This window comes from Sphingobacterium sp. 18053 (genome assembly GCF_902706145.1).
Classification (GTDB): Bacteria; Bacteroidota; Bacteroidia; order Sphingobacteriales; family Sphingobacteriaceae; genus Sphingobacterium; species Sphingobacterium paramultivorum.
Genome location: NZ_CACSJW010000006.1, coordinates 347870 through 374280, shown reverse-complemented (window position 1 = coordinate 374280; position 26411 = coordinate 347870). Strand labels below are relative to the sequence as shown.

27 protein-coding genes are annotated in these 26411 nt (G+C 41.2%); 10 read left to right on the top strand and 17 right to left on the bottom strand.

Annotation, left to right across the window (positions count from 1 at the left end; genetic code table 11):
- The first annotated feature begins 643 nt into the window (after positions 1-643).
- A complete protein-coding gene (locus GVK91_RS16735) occupies positions 644-817 on the top strand; it encodes a hypothetical protein (protein WP_159730325.1) in 174 nt (57 codons plus the stop codon).
- Positions 818-845: 28 nt separating this feature from the next.
- Entirely contained in the window at positions 846-2681 is a 1836-nt protein-coding gene (locus tag GVK91_RS16730; protein WP_159730323.1) for a hypothetical protein, read from the top strand.
- 456 nt (positions 2682-3137) lie between these two features.
- On the opposite strand, the gene GVK91_RS16725 is transcribed toward GVK91_RS16730, so the two are convergent.
- A complete protein-coding gene (locus tag GVK91_RS16725) occupies positions 3138-3926 on the bottom strand; it encodes an HAEPLYID family protein (RefSeq protein ID WP_159730321.1) in 789 nt (262 codons plus the stop codon).
- A 21-nt stretch (positions 3927-3947) separates the two neighbouring features.
- On the opposite strand from GVK91_RS16725, the gene GVK91_RS27645 reads away from it, so the two are divergent.
- Positions 3948-4082 (top strand): hypothetical protein, encoded by a 135-nt coding sequence (locus GVK91_RS27645; protein ID WP_262886206.1) that lies wholly within the window; start codon positions 3948-3950, stop codon positions 4080-4082.
- 18 nt (positions 4083-4100) lie between these two features.
- On the opposite strand, the gene GVK91_RS16720 is transcribed toward GVK91_RS27645, so the two are convergent.
- Positions 4101-5123, bottom strand: coding sequence for an endonuclease/exonuclease/phosphatase family protein (locus GVK91_RS16720; RefSeq protein ID WP_200845646.1), 1023 nt, complete (start codon positions 5121-5123; stop codon positions 4101-4103).
- Positions 5124-5463: 340 nt separating this feature from the next.
- Between GVK91_RS16720 and GVK91_RS16715 the strand changes: the two genes are divergently transcribed.
- Together GVK91_RS16715 and GVK91_RS16710 are read left to right on the top strand one after the other, a co-directional pair.
- Complete coding sequence (locus GVK91_RS16715) at positions 5464-5754, top strand: helix-turn-helix domain-containing protein (RefSeq protein WP_159730317.1); 291 nt, start codon at positions 5464-5466, stop codon at positions 5752-5754.
- A gap of 6 nt (positions 5755-5760) precedes the next feature.
- Positions 5761-7017, top strand: a complete 1257-nt coding sequence (locus GVK91_RS16710; RefSeq protein ID WP_159730315.1) for a type II toxin-antitoxin system HipA family toxin — start codon at positions 5761-5763, stop codon at positions 7015-7017.
- Between the two features lie 64 nt (positions 7018-7081).
- On the opposite strand, the gene GVK91_RS16705 is transcribed toward GVK91_RS16710, so the two are convergent.
- Positions 7082-8161 (bottom strand): mechanosensitive ion channel family protein, encoded by a 1080-nt coding sequence (locus GVK91_RS16705; RefSeq protein WP_159730313.1) that lies wholly within the window; start codon positions 8159-8161, stop codon positions 7082-7084.
- 800 nt (positions 8162-8961) lie between these two features.
- Here GVK91_RS16705 and gldL point away from each other — a divergent pair.
- Positions 8962-9774, top strand: a complete 813-nt coding sequence (gldL, locus tag GVK91_RS16700; RefSeq protein ID WP_159730311.1) for a gliding motility protein GldL — start codon at positions 8962-8964, stop codon at positions 9772-9774.
- Between the two features lie 30 nt (positions 9775-9804).
- The gene (gene gldM / locus GVK91_RS16695; protein ID WP_159730309.1) at positions 9805-11340 is read left to right on the top strand and encodes a gliding motility protein GldM; all 1536 of its coding nucleotides are present in this window, start codon (positions 9805-9807) and stop codon (positions 11338-11340) included.
- 74 nt (positions 11341-11414) lie between these two features.
- Here the strand turns inward: gldM and GVK91_RS16690 are convergent, their stop codons facing one another.
- The 10 genes from GVK91_RS16690 to GVK91_RS27640 form a co-directional block, all read right to left on the bottom strand.
- The gene (locus tag GVK91_RS16690) at positions 11415-11825 is read right to left on the bottom strand and encodes a hypothetical protein (RefSeq protein ID WP_159730307.1); all 411 of its coding nucleotides are present in this window, start codon (positions 11823-11825) and stop codon (positions 11415-11417) included.
- Positions 11826-11890: 65 nt separating this feature from the next.
- Positions 11891-12451 (bottom strand): CHAP domain-containing protein, encoded by a 561-nt coding sequence (locus GVK91_RS16685; protein WP_159730305.1) that lies wholly within the window; start codon positions 12449-12451, stop codon positions 11891-11893.
- A complete protein-coding gene (locus GVK91_RS16680) occupies positions 12370-12756 on the bottom strand; it encodes a hypothetical protein (RefSeq protein WP_159730294.1) in 387 nt (128 codons plus the stop codon). Before GVK91_RS16680 ends, GVK91_RS16685 begins: the two co-directional genes overlap by 82 nt.
- Positions 12757-12784: 28 nt before the next feature.
- Positions 12785-13327, bottom strand: a complete 543-nt coding sequence (locus GVK91_RS16675) for a DUF6266 family protein (RefSeq protein ID WP_159730292.1) — start codon at positions 13325-13327, stop codon at positions 12785-12787.
- Between the two features lie 85 nt (positions 13328-13412).
- The gene (locus tag GVK91_RS16670; RefSeq protein ID WP_159730290.1) at positions 13413-14057 is read right to left on the bottom strand and encodes a DUF6266 family protein; all 645 of its coding nucleotides are present in this window, start codon (positions 14055-14057) and stop codon (positions 13413-13415) included.
- A 371-nt stretch (positions 14058-14428) separates the two neighbouring features.
- Entirely contained in the window at positions 14429-14734 is a 306-nt protein-coding gene (locus tag GVK91_RS16665; protein WP_153845434.1) for a hypothetical protein, read from the bottom strand.
- Between the two features lie 30 nt (positions 14735-14764).
- Entirely contained in the window at positions 14765-15517 is a 753-nt protein-coding gene (locus tag GVK91_RS16660; RefSeq protein WP_159730288.1) for a LytTR family DNA-binding domain-containing protein, read from the bottom strand.
- 27 nt (positions 15518-15544) lie between these two features.
- Complete coding sequence (locus GVK91_RS16655) at positions 15545-16603, bottom strand: histidine kinase (protein ID WP_159730286.1); 1059 nt, start codon at positions 16601-16603, stop codon at positions 15545-15547.
- 82 nt (positions 16604-16685) lie between these two features.
- Complete coding sequence (locus GVK91_RS16650) at positions 16686-17591, bottom strand: hypothetical protein (RefSeq protein ID WP_153845431.1); 906 nt, start codon at positions 17589-17591, stop codon at positions 16686-16688.
- A gap of 80 nt (positions 17592-17671) precedes the next feature.
- Positions 17672-17797: a hypothetical protein gene (locus GVK91_RS27640; protein WP_262885289.1), complete on the bottom strand. Its 126-nt coding sequence runs from the start codon at positions 17795-17797 to the stop codon at positions 17672-17674.
- A gap of 310 nt (positions 17798-18107) precedes the next feature.
- Here GVK91_RS27640 and GVK91_RS16645 point away from each other — a divergent pair, with 310 nt between their 5' ends.
- On the top strand, positions 18108-18731 hold the full coding sequence (locus GVK91_RS16645) for a hypothetical protein (RefSeq protein ID WP_153845430.1): 624 nt from the start codon (positions 18108-18110) through the stop codon (positions 18729-18731).
- A gap of 108 nt (positions 18732-18839) precedes the next feature.
- The gene (locus tag GVK91_RS16640; protein ID WP_153845429.1) at positions 18840-19229 is read left to right on the top strand and encodes a hypothetical protein; all 390 of its coding nucleotides are present in this window, start codon (positions 18840-18842) and stop codon (positions 19227-19229) included.
- A 44-nt stretch (positions 19230-19273) separates the two neighbouring features.
- On the opposite strand, the gene GVK91_RS16635 is transcribed toward GVK91_RS16640, so the two are convergent.
- From GVK91_RS16635 to GVK91_RS16620, 4 genes are read right to left on the bottom strand one after another with little or no spacing between them, the layout of a single operon-like run.
- Positions 19274-20617 (bottom strand): RagB/SusD family nutrient uptake outer membrane protein, encoded by a 1344-nt coding sequence (locus GVK91_RS16635; protein WP_194932856.1) that lies wholly within the window; start codon positions 20615-20617, stop codon positions 19274-19276.
- Between the two features lie 28 nt (positions 20618-20645).
- Positions 20646-23852: a SusC/RagA family TonB-linked outer membrane protein gene (locus GVK91_RS16630; protein ID WP_159730284.1), complete on the bottom strand. Its 3207-nt coding sequence runs from the start codon at positions 23850-23852 to the stop codon at positions 20646-20648.
- Complete coding sequence (locus tag GVK91_RS16625) at positions 23845-24471, bottom strand: TlpA disulfide reductase family protein (protein ID WP_159730282.1); 627 nt, start codon at positions 24469-24471, stop codon at positions 23845-23847. Before GVK91_RS16625 ends, GVK91_RS16630 begins: the two co-directional genes overlap by 8 nt.
- A gap of 1 nt (position 24472) precedes the next feature.
- Positions 24473-24850, bottom strand: a complete 378-nt coding sequence (locus GVK91_RS16620) for a hypothetical protein (RefSeq protein ID WP_159730280.1) — start codon at positions 24848-24850, stop codon at positions 24473-24475.
- A gap of 874 nt (positions 24851-25724) precedes the next feature.
- Here GVK91_RS16620 and GVK91_RS16615 point away from each other — a divergent pair.
- Entirely contained in the window at positions 25725-26210 is a 486-nt protein-coding gene (locus GVK91_RS16615; protein ID WP_159730278.1) for a helix-turn-helix domain-containing protein, read from the top strand.
- Positions 26211-26411: the final 201 nt, after the last annotated feature.

The window sequence follows — 26411 nt, the reverse complement described above, 5'->3', positions numbered from 1 at the left end:
ACACACAAAGCAGGAGGAAACTAAAAAAAACAGGACGAAAGATCACAAACATTAAGAGAACAACAACCATTCACATAACACATAAACAGAGTTTAAAAACATTCATCATCAATCAAAAATTGACCAGAAAAATACCACTGTTCAAACATATTAATTATAAAACAATTAATAATCAAAAAGAATTTTTAACAAAAAACAAAAACAAAACATAAGTTAACTTGTTAGAGGAAATACCAAGATGATAATTATAGCTATAAAACTTAATAATCAAGCTTTTAAAAAAAAATAAAACAGAAGACTAACAAAATATCGATTATAATTATTAAATTTAAGAAAGCACTTATTTTAAAAAATTTTACATTTTTTTTTGCACAAGTTGATATTAAGTCTTAATATTACAATATAATTCAGAAAAGTATTGCTAGCCGATAACAGCATAAAGTATTAACAATTAAATCAGAAACACACAAACAGATAAAATAAATATCAAAAACACATTCGTGAGTACAGCATTACTTGTCTATACGCAAAGACAAAGCTGTTCAGCAACGATTGTATTTTTGAACATGAAAAAGGGTTAAAATTGTCCATTAAATTTAAACCCCACGCTGGCGACAGCGTGGATTATCCAAATAATATTATCATGAATAAGAACGCAAAAAAAATGTACATTGCTCCGTCCATCGTGGAGCACGTAGTTGAATTGGAACAAGGTATTGCAGCAGCGTCACCTACAGGAAATGCCGCACCAGGCGCACCAAATCTTAATGAAGAAGAAGGCGCAGGCGGTAGTGGGTGGAACACTGACAGCTTCTAATCAATTACCTTAATCAAACAATTCAATTATGAAAACAACCAATAACAATTTAGCGAGCAAGTTTGCTCTTGCAGCATTCTTAGCGCTTGGTACCTTGGCGGTGACAAGTTGTAACAAGGATAAAAATCAGAATGGCCAGGAAGTCCCATCCGATCAAAGCCAGCTAGTCGTTCGTATCGCTGGCATCAGTGACGGCGAAAGCACGGTCAAAAAAGCAAGTACATCTACAGGCAAATCTAGTAGCAATTCAATCGAACTGGTACAATCCAATGGCTTTGATGCCATCGTAGCAGTAGACAACAACGTGCCTTCCAATGATGCTTCTGCATTCTCTCCAGCGACATTAAGAGCGTCAAACGGGCTAAAGGCTGCTACGCCACTAGGATCTACGACCACATATCGCTTATACTTATACAAAAACAATGGCGGCACCTATACTTTCACAAAATCTGTGCAGTTTACCCCTGGATCAGAAGCTCCGATTCAGGTGCCTAACGGATCTTACAAATGGGTAGCTTTATCTTACAACAACACAGATGCAATACCAGATGGAGATGCATCCAATAATCTTGTATTGCCACAAAACAAAGATGTGCTTTACGCAACGTCAGGTGCAACAGATATCACCATTAATAGCAATACAGCTCCCTTGAACATCACTTTTAACCGCCTTTATTCCCGAATCGCCATCGAGGTTAACACTTTAGGTATGTTTGCACCGATAAACTCAGCTACTATAGCAGTTACAGGTCAAAATGCAAAAGCAGCAACTATTAATCTGGCAACTGGCGCGCTGACAGTAGCGGCATCCGGCGGAACACCGGCACTTACAGAAGTGAATTTCACAAATCTTGATGGCAATGCAGCCAGGAAAATTGCCTACTATTATACAGCAGACGAAACCACTCAAAACTTATCTGTTTCTGTAACAAATCTAAAGATTCAGCTTGATAACAATACGGAACGAACCTTTGGCACAACCACACTTACACAAAACAAAGCGATTACTCCTGTACGCGGTAAAAATCACCGTTTCTTAGTAGGTATTACAGAATCTGCATTAACGTTTGGTTCTGGCGCGGGATTGGCTCAATGGTCAAGATCAAATTTGTACTATAAACCAGGTGATGCTACACCATACCGTTTTTACCACACCAATCCGCAGACAAATGATCCTAACAGTTTCTTTTCTTTCGGAGCCCATCTTCCACGTGTATTAGCAAGTGCAAATGCGGCCGTAGACGCTTGTTCACTCGTTTATCCGGCAGGCCTCTGGAAGACACCTACCGCTGCACAATTAGGCAATGTTATTTCTCCCGCTTCACTTGGCGGCCTATTGGGCGATCTTGGGTTAACAAATGTCGCTGGAATTGACCTTTTGGTAGGTGTTCAGGATGCATTAGCAGGCCAGGTACCAAACTCAACACCAGCAGCTACCTATTCTGAATTTACGCCTACGGCCGGGGTCAACCTTTCATATGGAGCAGCTGCTTCATCAGTAAATAAATTGCGCTTCAACTATAATGGCTATATGAACACATTAGGGGTAATAAATAACTTGATTACTCTCGAGCTAGGGAATACTTATGGCAAGTATAATGCATTCTGGACAAGTGAAAACTTAATCGGATCGCCTATCATCAATCTCGGTGTAAAATATCATCTAGGCCATACAATTGATCCATTAATCGGTAGCGACACTTACAAAGCGTATAGAACGACAAGCCTTTTGAGCGCAGGTCTTCTCGGAGCAGTAAGCGTTATCAACTCTCCATTAATGAACATCCGCTGTGTACGTGATGCAACATGGGCAGCAAAAAGTGCAGCAGCGAATTATGAACCTATGCCAGTTTATCCGAACTAATCACAGGTTGATCGTCTTCACTTAACTATTTTAGTTAAATAAAAATAACAAACAAGAGTCGTTTCTATGAACGGCTCTTGTTTGTTACATTCGTGCAACCCCTAAAGCAATTTTTAACAAGGCCATCTTTACATAATTACTAGAATTTCTAAATTCGTTCAAATCATTCTTATGCAAATTAGCCATATACATGCCAATTAAAAAGCTAAAAATTTATAGCCCTTCATTTACACAATAAATTTTCGCAGAACTATAGCATTCTTTTTCCCGGAAATTTTCATATTATTTTTTTACTTTTGGCCCGTCAAGTCATTTTTTTTGCGTTCGACTTGATAATATTAATGGATATAATGGGGCGAAGGCGTTCGCCCCATTTATTTGTTTCATTAGACCGTCACCGATTATCTTTCTTCAAGTTGCAAAAAATAATAAAACAAGACCTTCATTTGATTTACCTTATAGCTGATAAATTAATCGCCAAAATGAGCTAAGAGCCTTTTCACGCCCGCTAATTGGCAGTCCCACCGCCATACCAATAGCCAATTTGCTGCTCAGTCCCAGCTTGATCTGAGGATGCAAGACAGTCTCAATATGCTCAGAAGCAATTCCCTGATTGACCTCAACACCGATAAAGTGATCTGTCTTCGGTATGGTATAATGAAATGAGGTATTCATTTGCCAGACCATATCCATCTTGCATGAAGCATAGTGATAAGTGAATTCCGGCCCTGTATAAATCAATGTATGCCAATTACTTTCCCAGTTTTTGGCGGCTATAAAAAATGGATTAAAAGCTGTACCTCCATCCACAAAATTAAAGATCTGCGTATACCCAACAGCTAAAGTTGTCGCATGTTTTTTTGAAACATAAAAAGAATATTGCGAAGATAAACGCAACCTTTCCAACTGATTGCTCGAGGACACATTAGCCATGCGGCTTTTTGTATAGGCAAAATCAGTTTCCGCTTCTAATCCCAATCGATCTATAGGTGCAAATTCATATTCTAGGAGGTAGCCAAATTCATCAGCCGTGTGCATCCTTTTAATATCAGCACCGACATTAAATTCCTTCTCCCCTTTCCGCGCGCCAAGATCCCGTACAAGATCATTATATAAAGGTTCGGCATGATGAACCTTATCTGACAGGGATCTATTTTCTTGCGCAAGAGCGACGACCGAACAAGTTATAGCACATATAAATAAACATGCGTGCAAGCACCGAGAAGTAAGTTTATTGTTTTCCATATACAAACCTCCGTCTGAAATATGGAAAGACTTGGGAATGGAAAGACGAACTGGTCAACTGCTGCTCCGGGGAACCCTAAGTCTAATATTTCCAATAATGCCCTCGGCTATTTTTCCGTAGCCCCTGTTAAGGAATATGAATTGCTGATTCCGTAAAGGATATCGATAACTTTATCAATTCCGATTATCACTTTCTTCCTTTTTTCCATCAGCAATCATCTCGTTGACGTCGGCCATATCCCCAGCTTCCAAATGTTCAATATCTTCAGCCTGCTCTTCGGAGTAGCGATCGATAAAGAATGTACAGCCCATCGGAAAATGATCGGACCCAACAGAAGGATAAATAAACAGCTTATCGATAAATACGGTCGGACTATGAAACAGCAGGTCCAAAGGCACTCTGAAAAACCAATAATTGGCATGAAAAGTCGATAAAATCCCTCTACCAATGCGTGCATCGATCAATTTGCTGGTTTTCTTGAACAAGAGCGAAGATTTGGCCCAGGCCACATTGTTAAAATCCCCCGTGACAACCACGGGCATTTTATAATCCCGTACCCGTTTGGCCACACTGAGCAGATCGCCATCCCTTTCTTTGGAATTCTCCTCTTCAGTCGGACTTGGTGGCGGCGGATGAACAGCAAAAAAGATAAAACGATGTCCATCGGCGGTTTCCAGTTCTGCTTCAATACTCGGAATATCATCTGCAACAAAATAATGCACCTGACATTTGTTAATCTTCAGATTGGTATAAAAATGCATACCGTAGGTATTGTCCAGCGTTACCTTCTCAAAATTAGGGTAATCGTTTTCCAGTACACGTAAGGCTTTTTCCCATGCGGCATCACTTTCCATGGTCAAAAAAATATGCGGCTGTTCTTTTTGAATCAGGTCAATAAAACGATCATAAGCCGTATTGAATTGCAGCACATTACAGGAGATCACTTTGATACTATCAGATGCATCTTGGCCCTTTTCATATTTTTCGCGACGCCAAAATTTGGTGTAGCGTATCAATATATAGGCATGGTATACAATCAGGGCCAGCTGTACAGCCTGCAACCACCATATCCATGAATCTTTCCCCACGAGATAAAAACCCATTGCCAATGCCGGCACCTGAAATACCAGCAGCTGCAACTTGACAAATTCAGCTACCCGAAAAATCCAATGTTGGCTTTGGATAAAAGGTAACACACTCAGTAAAATTAATAACCCTGAGAAAACAGTATAGAAAATCAGCATATCGTTCGCGCAAACATTTTAAACAAACTTAAACAAATTACGGTTATTTTCAACAGACCATCATCTATCAAGCGCTCCGCAGTTATTACATACCCTATTGCATGCTCTCCTGATAATCCACCCTTGTTCTGGCTAATGCATTTGGAAAGTTCGTGTGGATATAGGCAATCATCTGTTCACGGATAAAACAGCGTAAGTCATAAAATAAAAACCAAAGCTAAAAATACTTAAAACGATTGTTATTTCAATCATTTTAAGTATTTTTGTCTATAATATCGAACAAATATAATATATGAGTTCTAAGAAACAAATCATTTTCCCGAAGTTAACCAAACTTATGGAACAAGTAGGCGAAAATATAAAGTTAGCAAGAAAGCGTCGTAAATTAACAACTATTCAAGTTGCAGAGCGGGCTGGAATTGCACGTTCAACCTTATACCTTATTGAAAAAGGAGATACAAGCGTAGCATTTGGTGCATATTTAAATGTGCTCCGGGTATTGGGGCTACAAAATGATGTATTGCAATTAGCAGCAGACGATGATTTAGGAAGAAAACTACAAGATCTCGAATTATTAAAGTAGCAATCAATGGCAGACAACAAATTTGATATATACGTATATGCGCACTGGAAAGGGATGGCGGAACCTAAACTTATAGGGATACTTTCAGCACACTTTGCTAAAGGTAAAAAGGCATTCAGTTTTGAATACGATAAGATATGGTTGAAATCGGAACAACTTCAAATCTTAGACCCTGAAATACAGTTTTTTTCAGGAACACAATATGCTAGCGAAAAAGGAAACTTCGGTATATTTCTAGACAGTATGCCTGACACGTGGGGGCGAACACTAATGAAAAGACGCGAGGCTCAATTGGCGAAAGAGCGTGACGAAAAGCCCCCTTTTTTGTATGATATTGATTATTTATTGGGGGTCTATGACGAGAGCCGTATGGGAGCATTACGCTTTAAAACGAGTAAAGATGGCCCTTTTTTAGATGATAATAATCAAAAGCCAACTCCTCCCTGGTCATCGGTCAGAGAGCTACAGCATGCCGCTGATCGGCTGGAAAATGACAAAAGCAACGACGATTTAAAAGAATGGCTGACTATATTGATGGCCCCCGGATCTTCATTGGGAGGAGCCAGACCTAAGGCTAATATTTTAGATGATAATAATGAATTATGGATTGCCCAATTTCCCTCTAAAAACGATATTTTTAATAAAGGAGCCTGGGAGTTCTTGTCATATCAACTCGCCATTGGAGCAGGTATAAAAATGGCTCCATCCAAAATGGAAAAGATAGCTGAAAATTATCATACCTTTTTTACTAAACGATTCGACCGTGAAAAAAAAGATCGTATCCATTTTGCTTCGGCAATGACTATGACCGGCAATAATGAAGATACAATTCGTGACAATCCTGCGAGCTATCTGGAAATTGCAGAATTTATACAAACAAATGGAACAATGATTGAAGAGAATTTGCAACAGTTATGGAGAAGGATTGTTTTCAATATTGCGATATCCAATACCGACGATCATCTACGAAACCACGGTTTCATTTTAACAGATGAAGGCTGGATTTTATCTCCAGCGTACGACTTAAACCCCTCAATTGAAAAAGATGGTTTATCATTGAATATCGATATGGAAAATAACGCGCTGGATTTTGATCTAGCGATAAGTGTGGGCGATTTTTTTAGACTGGACCAAACCCAAATGAATAGTATTGTAGCAGAAGTGCTGGAAAGCGTAAATCAATGGGAAAATGTTGCAGATAAGATTGGCATATCAAGAGTAGAAAAAGAACTAATGAGTAGAGCATTCAAAACACATTTCTAGATCATCCATCACCAATACCTATCATTTTCAATAGACCATCATTTATCAAGCAATCCTCAGCTACTCAATTTTTTTCTGAACCCTCCTGATATTCCAGCCTTGTTTTGGCTAATGCATTTGGAAATTTCGAGTGGATATAGGCAATCATCTGTTCACGGATAAAACAACGTAGGTCAAAAGCCTGACCCGAATTGCGGCAACTCATCAGGCATCGAATCTCCATGGTACGCTCTTTAAAGTCAGTTACCTGAAGGACATTTACTTTACCATCCCAAAGTGGGTGTCCGGTTAATAAAGTCGTTAATTTTTCACGCAATTGTTGCACAGGAACGGTAAAATCTGTGTAGATAAATACGGTCCCCAATATTTCGGAAGTCGTGCGTGTCCAATTTTGGAACGGCTTTTCTATAAAATAGGTGATGGGCAACACCAATCGGCGTTTGTCCCAAATATTGACGACAACGTAGGTCAGATTGATTTCCTCCACGCGCCCCCATTCCCCCTCGACGACCAAGACGTCATCCATACGTATGGGTTGCGTAAAGGCAATCTGAAAACCAGCGAGGAGATTTCCCAAGGACTTCTGTGCAGCAAAACCGATGATAATACCGCCGACCCCTACTCCAGTGAGCAGGCCTGCACCTATTTTCTGCATGCTGTCAAAACTTAATAGGATAATCGCCAGGGAGATCACGATGATCAGGGTGACCACGACTTTTCGGATAAAGACGATTTGCGTCCTGATCTTTCGTTCGCGCAGGTTATTTTCCTTGTTGATATCAAAACGATGATAGAGGTAATCTTCAAAAACCTTGATCCCCTGTATCAGCACAATGGCAAAAAAACTGACCAGCAAAAGTTCATTGGTTTTGCTCACCACACGCAGTGTGCGTTCGTTAAATTGGGTAAAAGGCAATAAACTGTTAAAAACAATCAATGGTATAAACACACTCAGCACACGGTTAAAACGTCTGACAAAGGAACGGAATAAGCTATAAGATTCCTGTTGGATGGCCTGTTTGCGCAAAAGTGGTATAAAAATCAGCTTGATCAGGAAGCCGATCAAAAATGAAAATAGAATTAATGCAATATTCCAGAGCCATGCGGGCCATTTCTGTGAAAGTTGAATTAATGTTTCGTTCATCAAGCTGTTCTTTTTTTGTATTTAAGATTTGTTTCTTATTTAAAGTATAACTAATAAGCTGGACTAACGTTTGTTTTAATTTGAGAAAGATTGAAGGAATAGTGAAGAATACATTTATTATTTGCCAATCTTAGATAAGCACTGATCGCCGCCAAAAAAACATCTATCGAACAAATATTCACACCTTCCATACTATTAAACCAACACAAAGACGCTATTATTAATAAACAACAACAAAAACATCAAAAAAACACCTTTATATCAGAAATAAACAGAAAGCAAATACAATAAAACATTAAAAAATGACATAAAAACAAACTAAAAAAGGAATAAAAACAGATTTTTATTTAAAAAATTTGATAAAAAATAGATAAAAATTGAAAATACAATAAAAAAAGCATATATTTACAGCACCTAGATAGGTTTATAATTGGTTATTTAAAGGTTTTCATTCTCCCCGACTGAAAACCTTTTTTTTATTTTATATTTAACCATCAAAAAATGTGTTCTTTGAACATTCTCCAAAGCAAAATACAATCAATCTCTAGCAAATCACCAGAAATATGTCCAAGAACTTGATCCCCTTAACTTAAATTCTCAGTATCTAAATATTTTGCTAGTGATGAATAGCCTTTTGGTATGTTTTTTGAGCCTACAGAGCCAATTGTAGGCAAGAAACAACTTATGCACATCATCTGGACGATATACTATAGAAAACACATTTTCCGTTCATTAATGATGTATATTAGTTAGAAGCATAAGCTTTCCAAGAAAAATTAAACCAAAACATAGAGATAACAATGAGCAAGAAAAAAGACAATTCTAGATGGCTGAATGTGGCCATATCCTGGGGAGCGAGTATCGTCATCATCGGGGTACTATTTAAGATTCTACATATCGGCGGCACCACAGCCAACTATATGATCGGAATCGGTTTAGGAGTAGAAGCCTTCCTTTTCTTTTTAATGGGTTTCAATCCGCCAGCACCGGAACCAGACTGGACCCGGGTTTATCCTGAATTGGACGACAATTTTAATGGCGAGCTTCCACAAAGAGGAAAAACTGTTGTTGCCCAACCTGCAGGTCCATCGGCCACAGCCGCTTTGGATAAGATGTTTGCCGATGCCAATATTGAACCCGCAAGCATTGAAAATCTCGGTCGTGGCCTACGTGATTTTAGTGAAAAGGTATCCGCCATCAATAAACTTTCCGATGTTTCACTTGCGACAGAGGAATTCACGAATAAGCTCAGAACAGCAACTTCAAAATTTGACAACCTGAGCCTAGCGTTTGAAAAAGCTTCGCAAAACCTAGTCGCCATGTCGAATACCTCTGGCGATACGTCCAATTACCACGAACAGGTAAAAAGTCTAACAACCAACCTAAGTCAATTGAATGTAATGTACGAACGTGAATTACGCGATTCGGCCTCACATTTACAATCGATGAACAAGTTTTATGAGAACCTAAGCTTTACCATGCAGAACTTCAACGAATCGCTGGACGATTCTAAAGCATTTAAAGATGAAGTGGGCCAGCTAGCGAAAAACCTCAATGCCTTAAATGCCATTTATGGCAATATGTTGAGCGCGATGAATCAACCGCGTGTGTAATTAATTCTTGTATCACTTAAATCAAAAACAATGGCATTAGGAAGAGAAACTCCAAGACAAAGGATGATTGGCATCCTCTATCTGGTCTTGCTCGCCTTATTGGCGCTCAATGTACCGGATTCCATCTTGGATGCATTCAAAAATATCAACAACAGTCTCGAAACATCCAAATCGAATGTCAGCACAGCGGTTCAACAACTGTTCTCCGCATTCGAAAACACCAAATTAAAGGAAGAGCCGGCACGCGCCAAACCAATCTACGATAAGGCAAAAAAAGCACAGGCTATCATTGGGGAACTCAATCAGTATATTGGTTCCTTAAAAGAAGAGTTCGTTAAACAAGGCGGTGGATACGATGAAGAAAAGGGTGATCTGGCACAACGTGAAAACGAGGATATCTCCCCCAATCTCATGATCAATGAGAAAAAAGGAACCGTCTTAAAAGACAAAATCAATACAACACGTACCAAACTATTGGCCCTACTGACACCTGAAGAACAAAAGATGGTTTCGTTCTCTTTAGAGGCTAAAGATCCAGAGAAGTCTGTAAACGGCAAAAAATCCTGGGAAGAAATTAATTTCGGTAGTGGCACACCTTTGACCGCAGCGATGACCATTTTAACTAAAATTCAGACCGATGCGCAGAATGCAGAGTCCGATGTGGTTAAGCTTATCTTGGGCAAAATGGATCAGGCCGTTGTGAACTTAGACAAATTTGCAGCGGTTGCTGTTGCTCCGACCTCCTATTTGGTCCAAGGGCAACCTTATAAAGCCGAAGTATTTCTGACGGCATCCGATTCCAAATCTGAACCGGCCATTTCGGTTAATGGATCATCGCTTCAGGTGGTGGATGGAAAAGGTGTTTATTCGATCAACACCAGTCGCGAAGGTATCTATACCTGGACCGGTGTGATTAAAGTCAAACAGACAGACGGGTCTTATAAAGAATATCGTACCCCTGTACAGACCTACCAGGTTGCGCGTCCTTCAGCGGTCGTATCGCCAGACAAAATGAATGTACTTTATATCGGTGTGAACAACCCGATATCGGTATCAGCTCCGGGTACTCCGACAGATAAAGTGCGGGTGAGCATGAGTGGCGGCAGTATTTCTAGTGCCGGCGGTGGTAAGTATAATGTGAAAGTAAGTTCTCCGGGTACAGCACATATTTCGGTTTCGGCTGAGGTAGCACCAGGAAAAACACAGACATTGAGTTCGACAGAATTCCGTGTGAAACGGATTCCAGATCCTATTGCCAAGTTTGCTGGTAAAACAGGCGGATCAATGGCTACCGTAGCACTTAAAGCACAAAATGCATTGTTTGCGAAACTGGATAACTTCGATTTTGATGCTACTTTCAGAGTCACCAAATTTACCATGATCATTGCCAAGCCTCGTGCGGATGCAATCGTGTTATCGACTTCGGGCGGGCAGTTGAGTTCAAGCATGTCTTCAGCCCTCAATGGTATTGTACCTGGCACACGCGTCATCTTTGACAATATCGTCGCTGTAGGTCCCGACGGAACTTCCAGACAGCTCAATGCAGTTGCGCTGACCGCAAATTAATGTAACCGACCTACATCTACTTAACAAGCAAATGCCCCTGCATAGAAACAGGGGCATTTATAAAAAACGAAGGCCTACTTTCTTATCCTTTTCCAAGCCAGATAGCCCAGCCCTACCAAAATAGCCATCAGTACAACGACGATCAAAATCAAGGATAACCAATCTTTTTCCCTTTTCACAATCAAATCAGAAGCCGCTGCCTCCTCGCTGTTTGCCCGCTGAAGCTGCAAATTCTCTTCAGTTCGCTTTATGTTCGACTGCTCTGCGAAAAGTCTTCCTCCCTTAGCCCATAATCCGCTATCTGAATGAAACCATAATGGACTGTCCGTACTAAAATACCAATAGGAAGATAAACTATCCTGCTGTTTCTGATGATAGGCCAGATCCCAATGTTCATATTGACTATAGCGCTGCGTGGATTTCTGTTCCAATTGCTTTTTCCCCTGGAAGACGCTGCAGCTGATGACTACAGCAGTGCTTATCATGAAGAGGAAAAAAATTAGGCTTCCAGCTACCGAAATTTTGTATTTATTCATTGACAGTGCCCTCCTCAATCGATCCAATTTGCAATGGCATAAATGGTTGTAAGGGGCCGCCGCCGTGATTCCACCCGGTCGTGGCTATTTCCTTCTACCGAGATCAACATCGGGCCATCAATTGCTTTGACTAGCCCTACATGATGGATACGTTTCAATTGGCTGCTATAGATCGCGAACAAATCGGCTTGCCGCACATCTCCTTCCAATAACTGCGCTTTGCTATAACGACGCGCTTTGGGAAAGAGCGCGGGGCTCCATGCACTGCGCGGCATTGAAAGACCAGCCTGACCATAACACCAGCTGGCAAATGCTGCACACCATTCATAACCCTCACCTAGGCCTACATAGGCAAGGTATTTGGAAATCTCCGGTCCCTTATTTTCACCCCCTGTCTCCCTTACACCAATTTCATTCACTGCAATTTCATCGATCTGCCGCCTCAGCAGATCAGTTTTACGCACACGAGCATAAACATTGTTACACCTTCCGTCTAAAACAGCATTTCCAGTAGCAGGAGAAATGCAAAGAGCAATAGAAAGAAAACCGAGAAATAAAGAATGGATTGTTGCCATGAGTTTAATTGATTAAAGTGATAATAAATATCCTGTCTATAATATTTGAAGGGTCTCCAGAGGTATTCCAGCAACCAGGTGCAGCAACAGATAAAGACCATTCCGGTCATTAGCCCAAAATACAACAGGGACAGTACCCCCAGATCAAGCGCTGCTGATGCCGGGTCGAAAAATTGCAAGATACTTCCAACAAAAAGGAAAATAATGACCAATAATATGCTTGCCATACCGAGCAGGTACTTGGGCTCGATTGGCAGTTTTTGTGTTAGACTATACCATGGTCCTTTCATTTCTACACTGTTCATAGTGATATAATTTAATGATAGAAAATTGTTATACGTTTCCCGCATATTGACTGCGCGAATAGCGGTTTCTATTTCGATCGCGCACCAAGACAAAGACATCAAGCCGGACATTTTGCATGTAATCAGGCAGTTCGAGTCTTAAGCCTGAACTCGAGCGCGTAACCAGCATCTCATTACGTATAGCAACTCCTGCAATCGGATCATAAGCCACCAACAGCAGCTCATCATCGTGGTTCAAGGGCGTGATCTCACCACCGTCGAAATCTAGCCTCAATGCATCATTTTCCAGCATAATATCTTCTACCTTTATCCCCTGTACGGAACCATCGGAGAGCAGAATGAAAGCTGGATCAACATATAGCTCTGGGTAGTCACCTTTGACCGCATATTTCATCGCATGCGCCATCGCTAGGTTGCGTGCAGACAGATGCTTTGCTTTTTCCCGGCGTACATACTGTTCAAATCCATCCTTAATGACCGATGCCAGCGGCTTTAGATATTGGCTCGCCAGATAAAACTTTTGTTGCGTCAGCAGCATGCCTATTGTCTTATTTTGTTTTCTTTTTTTCATCTAAAATTGTACTACTAATAATAACATACATTTTTTCCTTCCAAAATCTGCCAGGGGCACAGTTACCCCTGGCGATTATTCCAGCCTAGGCAAGCATTATTTCACCGAGATAGCTGCTTCTGCTGATTTTGGTCTTTGTCCGGTCGGACATAAAGTACCAGATATGCACGGCGTCACCCAACAGATGCTCAGGCACTCCAAATGTGACCGTTCCATCTTGCCTTTTCGGCACTGTTGGCGAAGTCATGAATTCATCCTTTGCCGGATGGTAGCAGATCACATAAAACAGATCGTCTTCTTTGGTTTGGTAAACATCGTTGATGCCCGTCGACCAAACCACTGTAATGACATCTGCATCAAAACCAGCTTCTACTGTTCCGCCGCCACCATAGATGCCATCCGCAATTCTGATCTTGCTATAGTCCAAGCTCAGATCAGGATAGACACCCTGAATAGCCAGATCCTGATTCAGCTGAAAAGCATAGTTGAGCGGAGTGAGACGGTCTGCCTTTTTCTGGCCAAAACCGATTTTTAGAAAGTTATTAATCGGCAGCAGAAAACGCATCAGTGTCTTAAATCTTGCCTGCACGATGAGCTGTGCTTCCGTATAAGGTTTGTTGCTCTTTTTAGCGAGCCCTCTGATGTAGTTGATGCTCTTCCAGCTGGCACCAATCACTGAGCCGGCCTTACCACTGAAGCCCCCATTTGCTCCGTTTACAATTGTTCCCATTTTTAAAAATTTTAAAGATTAAAAAATAAATCGCCAAGATTTTTATACCGGTATTTTTGCTTGACAGAACAAACATAAAGCATTCATAAACAGAAAAATATAGGACAGAATAGATTGTCCGACGCTTGTCCGAAGGTTGCCTATCAATTGTCCGAAGACCGCCAAAAGCCAACGCCAACGCCGCTGCACAGACCATTGACAGGGCTGCTTATGACCTGGGTTTGAGGTTAACCTACCAGATACCGACAAAGCCCCTAGTTCCGACCTAGTTTAGTAGGTAAACACTAGGTCTAAACTAAGTGCAGGCTAGGGATATCAGCGAACAAAGGCCATGGAAGATGCGAATAAAGGCATAAGCAGGTGTGAGGCTCCTAGCCATTTAAGTAACGTTTGAGCCGGAGCACGTCGTCAAGCTTAAAATACTTTTTGCCCCCTTTATCGCGCTGGTACACCTGAATAAGGCCTAAGTTTTGATACCGCAGCAACGTACGGTCCGATACGCCTACGGTGTCTTTGACAAATGCTGCATCACGAAGTTCGACAGTGGTATCCGCTGTCTGAAAGCTATCCTGTATTGCTCTTTTTAATACTTGTATTTCTGTAAAGAGTATATGTAAAGCCTGCAAGAGATGCGCATCTGTCTTACGGCCTATATTGTTAAACGAATCTTTTCTCATATTTTTAATTGTTTATAATGACAAATACGCTTATCCACCAAGGATATTGGAGTTAATGAAGCTAAAGAAGTCTGCATACAGTTTCTTATCACCTACAGGAAGTGTTTTTTTCGTCCCTTCAGTCATCAAGACACCGCCGACCCCATAGCTGTAAAAAAAATTGATATTAATTACAATGCTCTGATGGCATTGCTTAAACCATCTGACCGGCAATCGCCCCAATACTTCCCGCATGGTACTGCTGCAGCTGAGTGTTTTACCCCCGATCATGTGAAATTTAACCTGGCCATTGGTACTTTCCACATAAACAAGTTCTTTCATACGAACCTCCGTACGCTGATAACGCACCGGCCCTTTGATCATAAAATAATAGGTATAATTTTCCAGTGAATCGTGATCAGAGAGTGGGATCAATTTAGCGAGCGCTTCATCCACCCGGCGCAATGCGGCATAGAAACGACTCTTAGACACGTCTTTGAGCAGCACATCAACGACACCGAAATCATATCCCGGATCCTCGTATTGGCGGTGTGCTGTATAAAGAATTGTTTTTAGATTTGAGCTGGGCAAGGTTCTTAAAAAATCAAAAGCGTTGGTCTTCCCTAATTCGACATCAAGGATCATAAAATCCACTTTGTTGGCACGCAGAAAAATTTTGGCATCCTGCGGATCGCTAAACGTTTTGGCAATCTGCACATAGCCAATCTCTTCGACCATCTCAAGCAGATGGTCGATATGCGGTTTCTGGTCATCGATGATGATTCCAATCCATATTCTATTCATATTTTCCGTCATTTTTTGTTCCTTTAATTATCTGTAGCGCTGCACACTTAGCATGAGTTCATAATGATTAGCGTCTTGATGTTCTTCCATCGAAAAATCCGCTCCAAAGAGATATTCCATGCGTATTCTTATGTTCCGAAGTCCTACATCGTGACTTGGCATCATCTGAGGTCCGCTTCGCTTTTTATTTTGAATCGTAATCCGATAACCGGCATTACCGACAAGAATGTCGATTTTGGCTGGGTGATCTTTATCCCACAGGTCCGCATGCTTAAATAAGTTACCAGCGAGCGTCTGCAATAATGTAGGTGCAATACTAAATCGCATCAGGTTACCCGAGCAGGAAAGATTTATGTAAAAAGGATTTGATTCGACTTTCTCCTGTATGGACAAGTACTGCTCCAGTGCTTTCACTTCATCCGCTAATAAAATATGGGTTGCCCCCTCCACGTGATGAGCCTCCATATAGAATTTCATTAAGCGATAAATTTCCGAAAGCTGCATACCCAACTCAACATCATATGGGTCTACCTTATTTTTTAAATGGCTAAAGATATTCGCCATCATATGCGGATGCACCTGTGCAGATAAGGTCGTATATTGAAAAGATTTCATCGTTGATTCTGCGGCGAGACGTGCGTTTACAGCTTCAAGCTTATCATCTGATTCACGAAGCTTACTCTTATAGTAATAATAGCCCACCGCCATCACCGTATAATTACTATGCATGACGAGAAAGGTCTGAATATACTTCGCCCAACTAAAAGCGTGTTTAGTTATGACATACCTATTATTTATAATCTCCAGTCCAAATCTTCCATACAATTCATAGTACACAATCAGGGCGGAGATTAGATAAAATCCGCTCATCAATAGCACAGTTCCAAGTATATGACCCTGATCGAAAATATATATCAAGATCAGATATACCGCATAGAAGATGACGGCACAATAAAATACGGTGATGAAGGAAGCTCCCAAATTCAGTCTGGAATTGCCCAGTGCATTTACCGCAAAAAAATAAAAACTATATCCTATCCAGAAGTAGCAGTGCAACAACCACTTTCTTTTAAAGAACCTATTCATATTATTGGTTTATATTGATAACCTAAAGATAATTACAACATCATATTTAGACAAGTGTTCCGATATATTTCTACTAAAATCGTTACAGGGGATAACTCAGGTAAGTAAACTTATCAAGCAGCAACTGTTTCTCTTTCATGCTAAATGAAATTATACGATTAGTTGCCGGCCAGGTTGCTACATCCGAGCTTGGTGACATGATTTTGTGTAGGTAAAGCCAGGCCTCCCAGGCCTCCGGATATTCTAATAAGGTTTCCTCAAAATCTTCATAAATGATGCGGCTAAAATAGTCCTTAAACTGCCTGGCGCTCGGAAACCAGTTTTCAAACCAATGACTCAATTCACAAATAACAATAGGCTCATTTTCTGCCGCTATTTTGGCAATTAAAACTGTTATATTTTTTTGAAGCAAAAAAGCCATACTTAGAATCCCATGCTTTATCTTAATGCTGCCATTTAGAAAAGGGATTTCGCTTAATTTTTGCGCCTGGAAATCTTTTGCGGCATTTACCCCTCCATCAAGGTAGCAGAATATATGATACCCAAGATCCATCTGCTGCCGTAACTTAAAGAAAAGATGTGGATCCTCGGCTTCCAGAAATACAACTTGTTTTTGCCAACGGTCACCGAGCAGAGCGGCGTAATGCTGTGACTGCTGCAACATGACTTCTTTAGCCACAGGAATACAAAGTTTATAGCCGCGCTGAACCAAAAAGGCAGGGACGGCCCGATAGTAGCCAAAATGAAAACTTAGAATAAATTGAGCGCGCTCCGGAGAAATCCAATAGGTTTTGTCCTCGAGCAGAAATTTAGTGGCGTCCGTTTCTGCCTGCCGCCTTGAGAAATTGATCGCCGCACGGTGTAGATTTTGCTGGATATCGAGCTGATGGATACCCAAAAGATGTTGCACATTGGCCGAGAAAAAAACAAAGTCCCGCCAGTCCTTTTCGGTGTACCCGTTCATGGCGGCTTTCCAAGTAAATTGCATATAAAAATACGTTAGGGTTAATATTGGGAATATGCTATGCCCAAGGATAAGGCACAGCATACTCAATTATTATCATGTTCTTAAGGGAAAACGATATTGCATTTCCCTCCATCTTCCTCTTCATCAATACCTAACATGAGGTCAGTGATGGTCAGAGGTTGTGGATTATATAGACCAAATTGGGCCAATAGTGTTGTTATTTCCACGTTGTTTCTCGTAAAAAATAAAACCATAGGCTGTTCTCGCAACAGCTTTACGGCTTCAGGCACTGAAGACTGTGGATCGATCGGGAGTAAAAATTCAACTAATAATTGGAGAGCTAAAGGACATCGCCTTCATCTGCCATTTGGTTCCTAAACTTTCCATTTTGTCGATAATTTGGGTGGCAAAAGAGATTTTTCTAGAGGCAAAAGGCCTTATAAGGGTAGTTTCTTCAATGATTTTAAATCATCGTAGTTTTGTTAGCGCAACATATATTATTGACAGTAAACCAGATAAACCAAAAAAAACTTTATTATGTCAATTAAGCATAACACTAAGGCGGGATTCAAACTATTATTTGATTTTTGGGGGAAATATCACACAATAGATCATTTTCACTATCAGTGGGCAAAGGACAACCTCAAAGTCAAGATCGTCAAACGAGGCGAGCAACTCAGTCCAGTTAACCTTCATTCGGAGATGACCTATTTTGTCGCAAAAGGCCTCCTGGCTCGGGTCGAAGAAAACAATGAAACCGGCAAGCGCAAGATTATGAGCCTGGCTATTCCGAACATGGCTTTAATGACGACCAATCACCTATATACACATCATCTACACAGCGGGCATATTGTGGCACTCCGTTCGGGAATTATTATTGCGATCCCACACCCGGTACTACGCCAGTTTCAGGAACAGGAAAAATCTATTGATACGCTAATTGATGTACTGAGCAATAAAAAGAAGAGGCAGCTGATTTTACTTAGACAGGCCAGCTTGGGCTATTCTCCTTTTGAGCGCTACCTTAACTTTACCCGGTTGTTGCCCGAAATCAAAGCTGCGACCACTCAAGTCGAGCAGGCAGATCTGCTCGGCATTTCCCGCCACACGGTGCAGCAGGCCCAGTATTTTCTGCTCACGGGCAAATATGCTCAAAAATAGCTCCTATAATACAGGCCTATATCAGACTTATTTTGCGTGCAACTTTGTATAAGGAGCTAGCGAAAGGTGCTGGCTTTAATAAACATTTTATAAACTAAATTTTTTGCCATGGCAACAAAAAGAAACAGCTGGCTACGTGCCGGCACATTAGCAGTATTAGGATTGGGGCTCGCTTATGGAGCGCAAAGTTTCACAGAAAAAGAAGATGTGAAAATTGAAAACAAAGTATCAAAATCACTTGAAGATCCGACTTGGTATAACAACGAGCTGGTCAATTCAGATCCAACCAATCCAGCGAATTATGCTTTGACGCCTAAATTTGAGTGTGGTGATGATGACCAGGAGATCTGTTCCATCAAAGCACCAGACAACGGTTCGGGTAAGCCCGATATGTCGCATCAAGTGTCTCCCGGCGTAACAGTGGAGGATCAGATTGAAGATGCTGTATCCACCTCCAACACCAACACTACTGTGCAAGCATTTCGTTCCAATCAGTAAACAGAAAAGCAGGCTTTCCATTAACGGAAGCCTGCTTTCGTTTCTCACCGTGGGTTTTGTTCAATATTACTCTGACTAATCACTTCCGTCGGAATAGGGTATAGGTAACGTGCGTCGTTAGCCGGTAGCTCATACCGCTTTGTCTCCCCATTGGCCGTAACCTCCCGTACCAGATTTACGGCATGGTCCGGTTCTAGGTTTAATCGCTTCAGATCCGACCACCTTACACCACGAAACAACATTTCCTTGCGGCGTTCATTGAGAATAAAAAGCAATAAATCTTTCGGATCTGACAATTTTAATTCGGTAAATGAACCCTTTCGAATCCGATTTTCCAACAGTTTATTCATATCTACCAAGGCTTCTTCAGTAGCTCCTAGACGGACATTGCATTCTGCCCGGATCAGAAAAAGCTCATCATTGGCAAAACCTGCAAAATAAGTAGCCGAACGCCCAGAATAGTAGCCTTTGAAAGCATATTCTGTTGCATTCACGGATTTAAAATAAATGAGTTTACGGAGATCATTAGCATCAAATAGGTCATATACTTCCATGGGTATTCTGGCCCGACTGCTGTTCAGTGCAGCGCTTCCCGAAATTGTTGATCCATAGTAGATCATTTCTACATTTTTTGGCGTGATGGGGTAATTAAGCTTAGCATCAATAGTATTAAAATCCATCAAATCTGCATTTATTCTCAGGCATTCATTGGCATAATACCGTGCTTGCTCATAGTCTGCAATACTCAGATATATTCTTGCCAATGCGGCATACGCTGCTCGTTTGCTCGGTCTATTAATCTCAGCGGCCTGATCCCTCAAATATGGGATTGCCCCTTTGATATCATCAATAATCTGTTTGTACGTTTGATGTACCGTAGCACGTGTAACAGGAACATTAAAATCGGAAGTCAACCGTATCGGCAGCCCAAAAGGGCTATCCACAACCTCATTATAAAGCGGGCAATACAACTGAGCCGCATAGAAGTGTGCCAGCCCACGGACAAATAGGGCTTCGCCTTCAATATCTTTATTTTTGATTGGCTGCAGACGCTCAACACCTTCCAGCACAATATTGGCGATCATAATGGTATTATAACAGGCTCTCCAATAGGCGACATCCGTTGTGATCATTTCTTTATCCCATCGATAAGCCTCCTGAAAACTGGCCAGCATATTATTATAGGTATCATTGTTCAGATAATAGTCATCTGTACCCAGCTCAATCAGTCCCGGATAATAGAGATTGATCTGAGACTCAAAGTCCAAAAGTGCTCTTAAGTCCTCTTCCTTGTCGGGAGTAGCCGCAGATAACTGTGGCTTTTCGTCCAAAAATTTAGTACAAGACTGGCAGCAAAGGCTCCATAGAAAGATGCCTATCCACATCATATTTTTCATTATAATTCCTCCCTTTCTGTTAAAAATGAATTGATAACCCCAAGCTATAATTTCGCGCAGGAGGCATATTGTTAAAATCGGGGTCTATGCCCCATTTGTTGGCTTTCCATAGCAGCGCTACATTGTTGGCAGAAGCATAAGCCTGTACGGGAAACTTACGCATGAGCAGCCATTGATATTGCAAACGAATATCCTGCAAGCGTATAATATCCCCCCTACCAATATTGGCTTCCGAGTAAGCATAGAAATCATCACGGTTTGAATTGGCCGGATAAGTCATCGATGGAACGGTTGTTTGCGATTCATCTCCCGAATGCTGCCACCGTTTGGCATAATCTCCATGTGTGCGCCAACCATTGAAAAGATCAAGGTACCGGATTGTTTCCTTTTGGAAGAAGTGGCCAAACTTGTAAGCGATATTGACACTCAAAAGCCAGGATTTCCAAACAAAAGTCTGGTTGAGCGATCCGTAATATGGCGGGATTCCCGAACCTTGGTACACCAGATTTTGGATAGAGTCTGCCAGGATTTTGGTATAATCCTTAGAAATAGCGCCTTGCAGCGATCCCTGCGGATCGCCATTTTCAGGATCAAGTCCCATAAAGCGGTAAGAGAATACAGGATAAAGCGCCTTACCTTCGACTGGAGAAACATTTCGCCCAGAATAAGCTGTAAAGTTCAAAGCACGCCAGGTACCGCCATAATATTTGTCTACTTTATCCTTGTTGATTGTAAATAGCACCTTCGCGTTCCATTTAAGGTTTCCATCCAATATTTTTGCATTGAGATCAATATCAATACCCCTTCCCGAAGCAATAGCCACATTCCTTCGCACAGTACTAAAACCATAAGTCGGGTCGATGGGATCCGAGGCAAAAAGATCCGTTGACTTTTTAAAATAAGCATCCGCGGAAAGTACAATACGATTATTAAACAAGGAAGCATCTAACGCTACATTGAACATGCGGACATCTTCCCATCGGAGCGATGGATTGGGCAGCAAAGAGACGATGGCACGCGGAAAAGTACTGACATCTGTATTTAGTCCCGACATATAACTGATAATAGGCAAACTGGTGGTCATACCACCCGAATTACCACTATGCCCCAATGTAGACCTCATTTTCAAGCTATTAACCATTTTATTCTTCGGGAAGAAAGCTTCGTCCGACAGCTTCCATGCTAGTCCAGCCGACCACAAAGGATTCCATTTGTTGTTGGCATTTACTCCGAACAGGTTAGAGGCATCTTTCCGGCCGCTCACCGAAAAGATATATCGTCCCCTGTAAGTATAGGAGGCATTCCCAAATAGCGATACATATCGACGCATTCGTTTATCAAACCCGTTTGTATAGGGAATACGGCTCAATCCACTCAGACCATCATAGATCGGATAAGCACTTATCGGATCTATCAGTTGGCTATTGTACAGATTTTCATCAAAACCATAGGTTGTAAACAGGCTGCTTTCTTCCGTACGTGCCGAAACTTCAGCGCCGCCAAAGAAATTCAGTTCATGTAGGTCACTCCATGTGTGTGCAAAATTGAGCTGTACTCTTCCTTTATGGCTGGTAAAATCATTGTTTCCATTGGTCAGTATCCCTCCCAACGGCACAATCCGTTTTACCGTCCCATTATCGATCTGCGTAAAACGGTTGATCAGATCCCGCGTGAAGAAAGACTCCTGTCCGCGTAAGGTTCGATTCGCACCCAATTGACCTTCAAAGCCGTATTGGCCAGTAATCTCCAGACTATTCCACAGCTTGACCGACAGCTTAAGCCCTGCGTTCCAATAATTGGTATTATTATTGGCTCTGGATGTACCAAATTCGTCCAAAGGTCGATAAAACCAGTCCAGCAGCCCCTCATTGCGCGTAGCTACGGACTCCATATACCTAAAATTATATTGTGATGGAATCGCCAGCGGATTTCCGGCATCATCCATCAACTGTGCGTAAGGATATAGATTTGTCCTACCTCCGCCAACACCTATTGGATAATCAATGAGGTCCGGATTATAGCTATTCTTCATATTGGAATAAAGCAGGTTGCTCTCCAGCCTAAAGCGTTTCCAGAAATTCAGCTGATAAGTTCCATTGATCACCAGCCGCTGATTATTACTTTCCCTTTTGCTGAGTGTATTTCTATCGTAGCCGATCCCTACTCGGTATCCACTCTGCTCAGCACGACCAGATAGCACAATATTATTTTGGCTTAAGACACCATTGCGATAGACGTAGCGAAGCAGGTCTTTTCGATAATCCTGTGTCTTATATTTTTCGATATGCGCATCCATTTCCTCTTGCGAGACCAGTCCTTTGGAAAGATCATACAGGCCGTCTACAACTGGAGAAACAATACCCCTATTCGAATTTGTACCATTCAATATGGTATTATAAAATCCCTTGTCAAAAAGCATTTTTTCGACATCGATAAACTCTGCCGAAGACATTTTAGGTAAATACATCAGGTCAGGTTTTGCGGCAATGGTCAGATTGGACGAAAAGTCCACCGCCGTTCCTTTCTGCTTATTATGATTTTTGAGTTTAATCACGATAACGCCATTCCCGGCTCTTGCCCCCCAGACTGAGGTGGCTGCCGCATCCTTAAGCAGCGTAACGGTCTCCACATCATTCGGATTAATCGCGTTTATATCACCCTCAAAAGGCAGATCATTGACAACAATTAGTGGTCCCATGAGCGCACTGGAAAGGGTATTGATACCACGAATATTGATCTGATTGGTACCATCGCGCCGATCCATCTGCAGAGCTGAAAAATTCCCTTCCAAGCGGTCAAGAATATTGCCCGATGATAGTCTCTGCGTTATGATCTTATCATCTACCTGTGCAAAAGCCCCGGTAGCACGGTCTTTGGGAATGCGCTGATAGCCTGTCTCGACCATCACCTCCTCGAGCTGATTCGTTTTCTTGGTAAGAACGATCCAAAAGTTCCTATTTTTGGATTCAGCAAGCGCCAATACACGCGTTTCATACCCCATGTAGCTGACAGATAGCCGTTCACTAAGATCAGTCGCTGGTACTTTAAACTTTCCTTCGCGATCTGTCCTCGTTTGCATCTTTGTTTTCAACAGCGTAATGCTTGCGCCGGCAATTGGGTGGGTTGACTCATCTACTACCGTTCCAGTATAGTTGTGCTGCGCTTTTAATTCCACCTGCAGGAAGCATAATGTAACGCACAGCGCATAAATTAACCATCTATTCATAATTACCTTGCCCCCTCAACAAGTCGATTACATCATCAATCTGTTCTTTATTTACGAATGTATGACCTGTAATTGCCAGCACGGTACCGCGTGGCGAGATCCATACATATCTCGGGATTGATGCATGCGGGAACAAGCGTATCAAGTATTCATCATCATACACCGTAGGGAGCACACTTCCACCTATCCGGGATAAGGTTTCCTTATAGGTCTTTTTAATTTTTTGGAGGTCATCCCTACGATGTTTGGTATTGACAAGGACTATAGATAACGTATCTGCATACCGTTGGCTCAGCTTCTCCCCTTTTGGCATCTGAGTGAGACACATTCCGCACCATGAGGCCCAGAAGTCCAAGATGACCAGCTTACCTTTCAGATGTTTTAGATCTGTAGTGATTGACTTGCCATTCGTGTAAACTTTATACTGTCGGGTATAAAAATCTTCGGGAACCCGATCGCCTACATTGATCGGTGCAACTGCAGGAAGCCCATTGGCCCCGCTGTCCTTGCGGGGCGTCTGAGCAGATAAACTAAACATAGAAACCAAACACAGCAGCATCGCTCGTGCTCGTTTGCTCTTAAAAGCTTTGTATAAATTGTATAGTGTTGATTTCATCATCTTAAGGTTTTGGTTGGTTAATGGATTGAAAAAAATCGTTGATTTTTTTGGTCAGCTGGAGTTCCTTCATATTGGCTTCCAGAGTTGACAGTTTTAATTGGGTTGTATCTAAATGGCGGCTATGCGTCAGGAAATACGCCATCAGAGCACGCAGAATATCCGACAAAAACAACGTTTGCTGTAGAGCCTCTAATTTGCTTTCGGCATCTGTCCCGAGTGTTTTACATTTCAAATCCAATGCGAAGAGGTTTTCGCGTATTGTGGCTAGCGGATAATTATCCCAAAAGTTTTCGATACATTTCAATGGATCATAACTGTCTTCATGGATCTCATAGAATGGCCTATCAAGACGCAGGAGATCTTCATAAATGGCTTTCATGTGTTTAGTTTTTAGCTGTGACCATAGCGCATAGCTCTCCCTGTCCGACCGAAATCAGCTTTTTGTAGGAACCTTAATGGACTCAGGTCACAGCGGTGAAAAAATAAGAAATAGGTTATCGGGCGCGGTGCAGGACAGTTACACGTAATTTGATAGAGACGATACCGCGTCCGTTGGTAAATAAAAAACCGACCTTTTTTATAGAATTTCTATAATAGTATTTTTCTCAAATCTTTGCTTTTGAAATCGGAAACCCTTACTTTTAAAGTGCGAAGATAAAAGAGATGGGGGCTGTTCAATTTAGAGCGTAGATATAAAGAATAGGCCGGCAAAATCAACAATTGGTATGCTATAAATAGGCTATTAAGGCTTTTTTATATCCATTCGATACCCAGGGGATATCGGCCACTGTTGATTTTAAGCTTTTAAGAAGCTATTCAGGTGGGCAGTATTTGTTCTTGGTGAGCAGTGATACTGCAAGCTCGTTAAGCTGATCCTTGATCTGCCGTCGTTCTGTAAATGTTCTTAGCTCTTTTGATCTCATAATCTTACAATTTGGTTAACAAAAAGAGTCTCAAAGGGGAAGTAAGACGCAAGCATCTATAAATATAAAAGAGGCAAGCCCCACTATCTTCCACTGAATACGAGGTACGACGAATACCCATGACGCAGTTTCCAATAGGGGAGCTTGCCCCTTCCTTTTGCGAAAATACAAAAAGCACAGGGGGTTCGCAAACCCTACGTCTCGCGTCATTGAAATTTCGTCGTTTCCGTATTCGAGACTAAATCAGATTAACTGATTATAAGGCAAATATAAAAATAAAAATCAATATTAGTCCTATTTGAGACTTTTTATTTTAAAAAACGAATAAAAATGGCTGATTATCAACTAAATAAACTGGAAGAATTCTTCAAATATATTTTATCCATACTTAAGAAAAAGATTAAAAATAAATCTGAATTAAAAAATAAGTCTAAAGAAATATCAAATCTTCTTAGTGAGAGCTCTCCCAAACTAGATGGCAGAATCTTTCATAAGACCTTGATTTTTTTAGGAGAAGATATTGATACTTTCTGTAACAATTATTTTAATAAACATGAGGGCCATATTTTAGCGAGTCTAAAAAAGAATGAAAACTTATTTCACGATTTGATCAATCCTTATATAAATAGCCAGAATCAAATTAGTGATAGCTCTAAAATTATTGCGAAGAGATTTAATAGACTTTTCTCAGGAGAACTTAAAGAGCTATATGCAGATGAAATATATGGCCTTTCTAAAGCTCTAGCGTGCAAACCAAGTCAACTCTTCGACTACTTCTATGGCGAGGGAGAGCGTCCAGTAATTGGATTAAACTAAGAAAGCTCTTCACAAAAAAAGGAAAAACAAACATCAGAAAGATATTTTTAATTTTTTCAATTTCAAAAAAATATTTCTATATTGAATAAGCTGGTTGAAATATACCAAAATCTAGCGAAGCGGCTTAATCTATTAGGACGCTTTATTATTAACGATAAGATTTTTTCATATATTTAGTTTAAAAAGGCACTCCTCTTTTAT

Excerpts from the sequence above, each read along its gene's own strand:
- GVK91_RS16725 (WP_159730321.1), bottom strand. The coding sequence starts at position 3,926 with ATGGAAAACAATAAACTTACTTCTCGGTGCTTGCACGCATGTTTATTT.
- GVK91_RS16665 (WP_153845434.1), bottom strand. The coding sequence starts at position 14,734 with ATGAGAAAAGATTCGTTTAACAATATAGGCCGTAAGACAGATGCGCAT.
- GVK91_RS16685 (WP_159730305.1), bottom strand. The coding sequence starts at position 12,451 with ATGGCAACAATCCATTCTTTATTTCTCGGTTTTCTTTCTATTGCTCTT.
- GVK91_RS16635 (WP_194932856.1), bottom strand. The coding sequence starts at position 20,617 with ATGATGTGGATAGGCATCTTTCTATGGAGCCTTTGCTGCCAGTCTTGT.
- GVK91_RS16680 (WP_159730294.1), bottom strand. The coding sequence starts at position 12,756 with ATGAACAGTGTAGAAATGAAAGGACCATGGTATAGTCTAACACAAAAA.
- gldM (WP_159730309.1), top strand. The coding sequence starts at position 9,805 with ATGGCATTAGGAAGAGAAACTCCAAGACAAAGGATGATTGGCATCCTC.
- GVK91_RS16715 (WP_159730317.1), top strand. The coding sequence starts at position 5,464 with ATGAGTTCTAAGAAACAAATCATTTTCCCGAAGTTAACCAAACTTATG.
- GVK91_RS16620 (WP_159730280.1), bottom strand. The coding sequence starts at position 24,850 with ATGAAAGCCATTTATGAAGATCTCCTGCGTCTTGATAGGCCATTCTAT.
- GVK91_RS16670 (WP_159730290.1), bottom strand. The coding sequence starts at position 14,057 with ATGGGAACAATTGTAAACGGAGCAAATGGGGGCTTCAGTGGTAAGGCC.
- GVK91_RS16675 (WP_159730292.1), bottom strand. The coding sequence starts at position 13,327 with ATGAAAAAAAGAAAACAAAATAAGACAATAGGCATGCTGCTGACGCAA.
- GVK91_RS16690 (WP_159730307.1), bottom strand. The coding sequence starts at position 11,825 with ATGATAAGCACTGCTGTAGTCATCAGCTGCAGCGTCTTCCAGGGGAAA.
- GVK91_RS16650 (WP_153845431.1), bottom strand. The coding sequence starts at position 17,591 with ATGCAATTTACTTGGAAAGCCGCCATGAACGGGTACACCGAAAAGGAC.
- GVK91_RS16615 (WP_159730278.1), top strand. The coding sequence starts at position 25,725 with ATGGCTGATTATCAACTAAATAAACTGGAAGAATTCTTCAAATATATT.
- GVK91_RS16730 (WP_159730323.1), top strand. The coding sequence starts at position 846 with ATGAAAACAACCAATAACAATTTAGCGAGCAAGTTTGCTCTTGCAGCA.
- gldL (WP_159730311.1), top strand. The coding sequence starts at position 8,962 with ATGAGCAAGAAAAAAGACAATTCTAGATGGCTGAATGTGGCCATATCC.
- GVK91_RS16640 (WP_153845429.1), top strand. The coding sequence starts at position 18,840 with ATGGCAACAAAAAGAAACAGCTGGCTACGTGCCGGCACATTAGCAGTA.
- GVK91_RS16710 (WP_159730315.1), top strand. The coding sequence starts at position 5,761 with ATGGCAGACAACAAATTTGATATATACGTATATGCGCACTGGAAAGGG.
- GVK91_RS16625 (WP_159730282.1), bottom strand. The coding sequence starts at position 24,471 with ATGATGAAATCAACACTATACAATTTATACAAAGCTTTTAAGAGCAAA.
- GVK91_RS16660 (WP_159730288.1), bottom strand. The coding sequence starts at position 15,517 with ATGAATAGAATATGGATTGGAATCATCATCGATGACCAGAAACCGCAT.
- GVK91_RS16630 (WP_159730284.1), bottom strand. The coding sequence starts at position 23,852 with ATGAATAGATGGTTAATTTATGCGCTGTGCGTTACATTATGCTTCCTG.
- GVK91_RS16655 (WP_159730286.1), bottom strand. The coding sequence starts at position 16,603 with ATGAATAGGTTCTTTAAAAGAAAGTGGTTGTTGCACTGCTACTTCTGG.
- GVK91_RS16645 (WP_153845430.1), top strand. The coding sequence starts at position 18,108 with ATGTCAATTAAGCATAACACTAAGGCGGGATTCAAACTATTATTTGAT.
- GVK91_RS16705 (WP_159730313.1), bottom strand. The coding sequence starts at position 8,161 with ATGAACGAAACATTAATTCAACTTTCACAGAAATGGCCCGCATGGCTC.
- GVK91_RS27645 (WP_262886206.1), top strand. The coding sequence starts at position 3,948 with ATGGAAAGACTTGGGAATGGAAAGACGAACTGGTCAACTGCTGCTCCG.
- GVK91_RS16735 (WP_159730325.1), top strand. The coding sequence starts at position 644 with ATGAATAAGAACGCAAAAAAAATGTACATTGCTCCGTCCATCGTGGAG.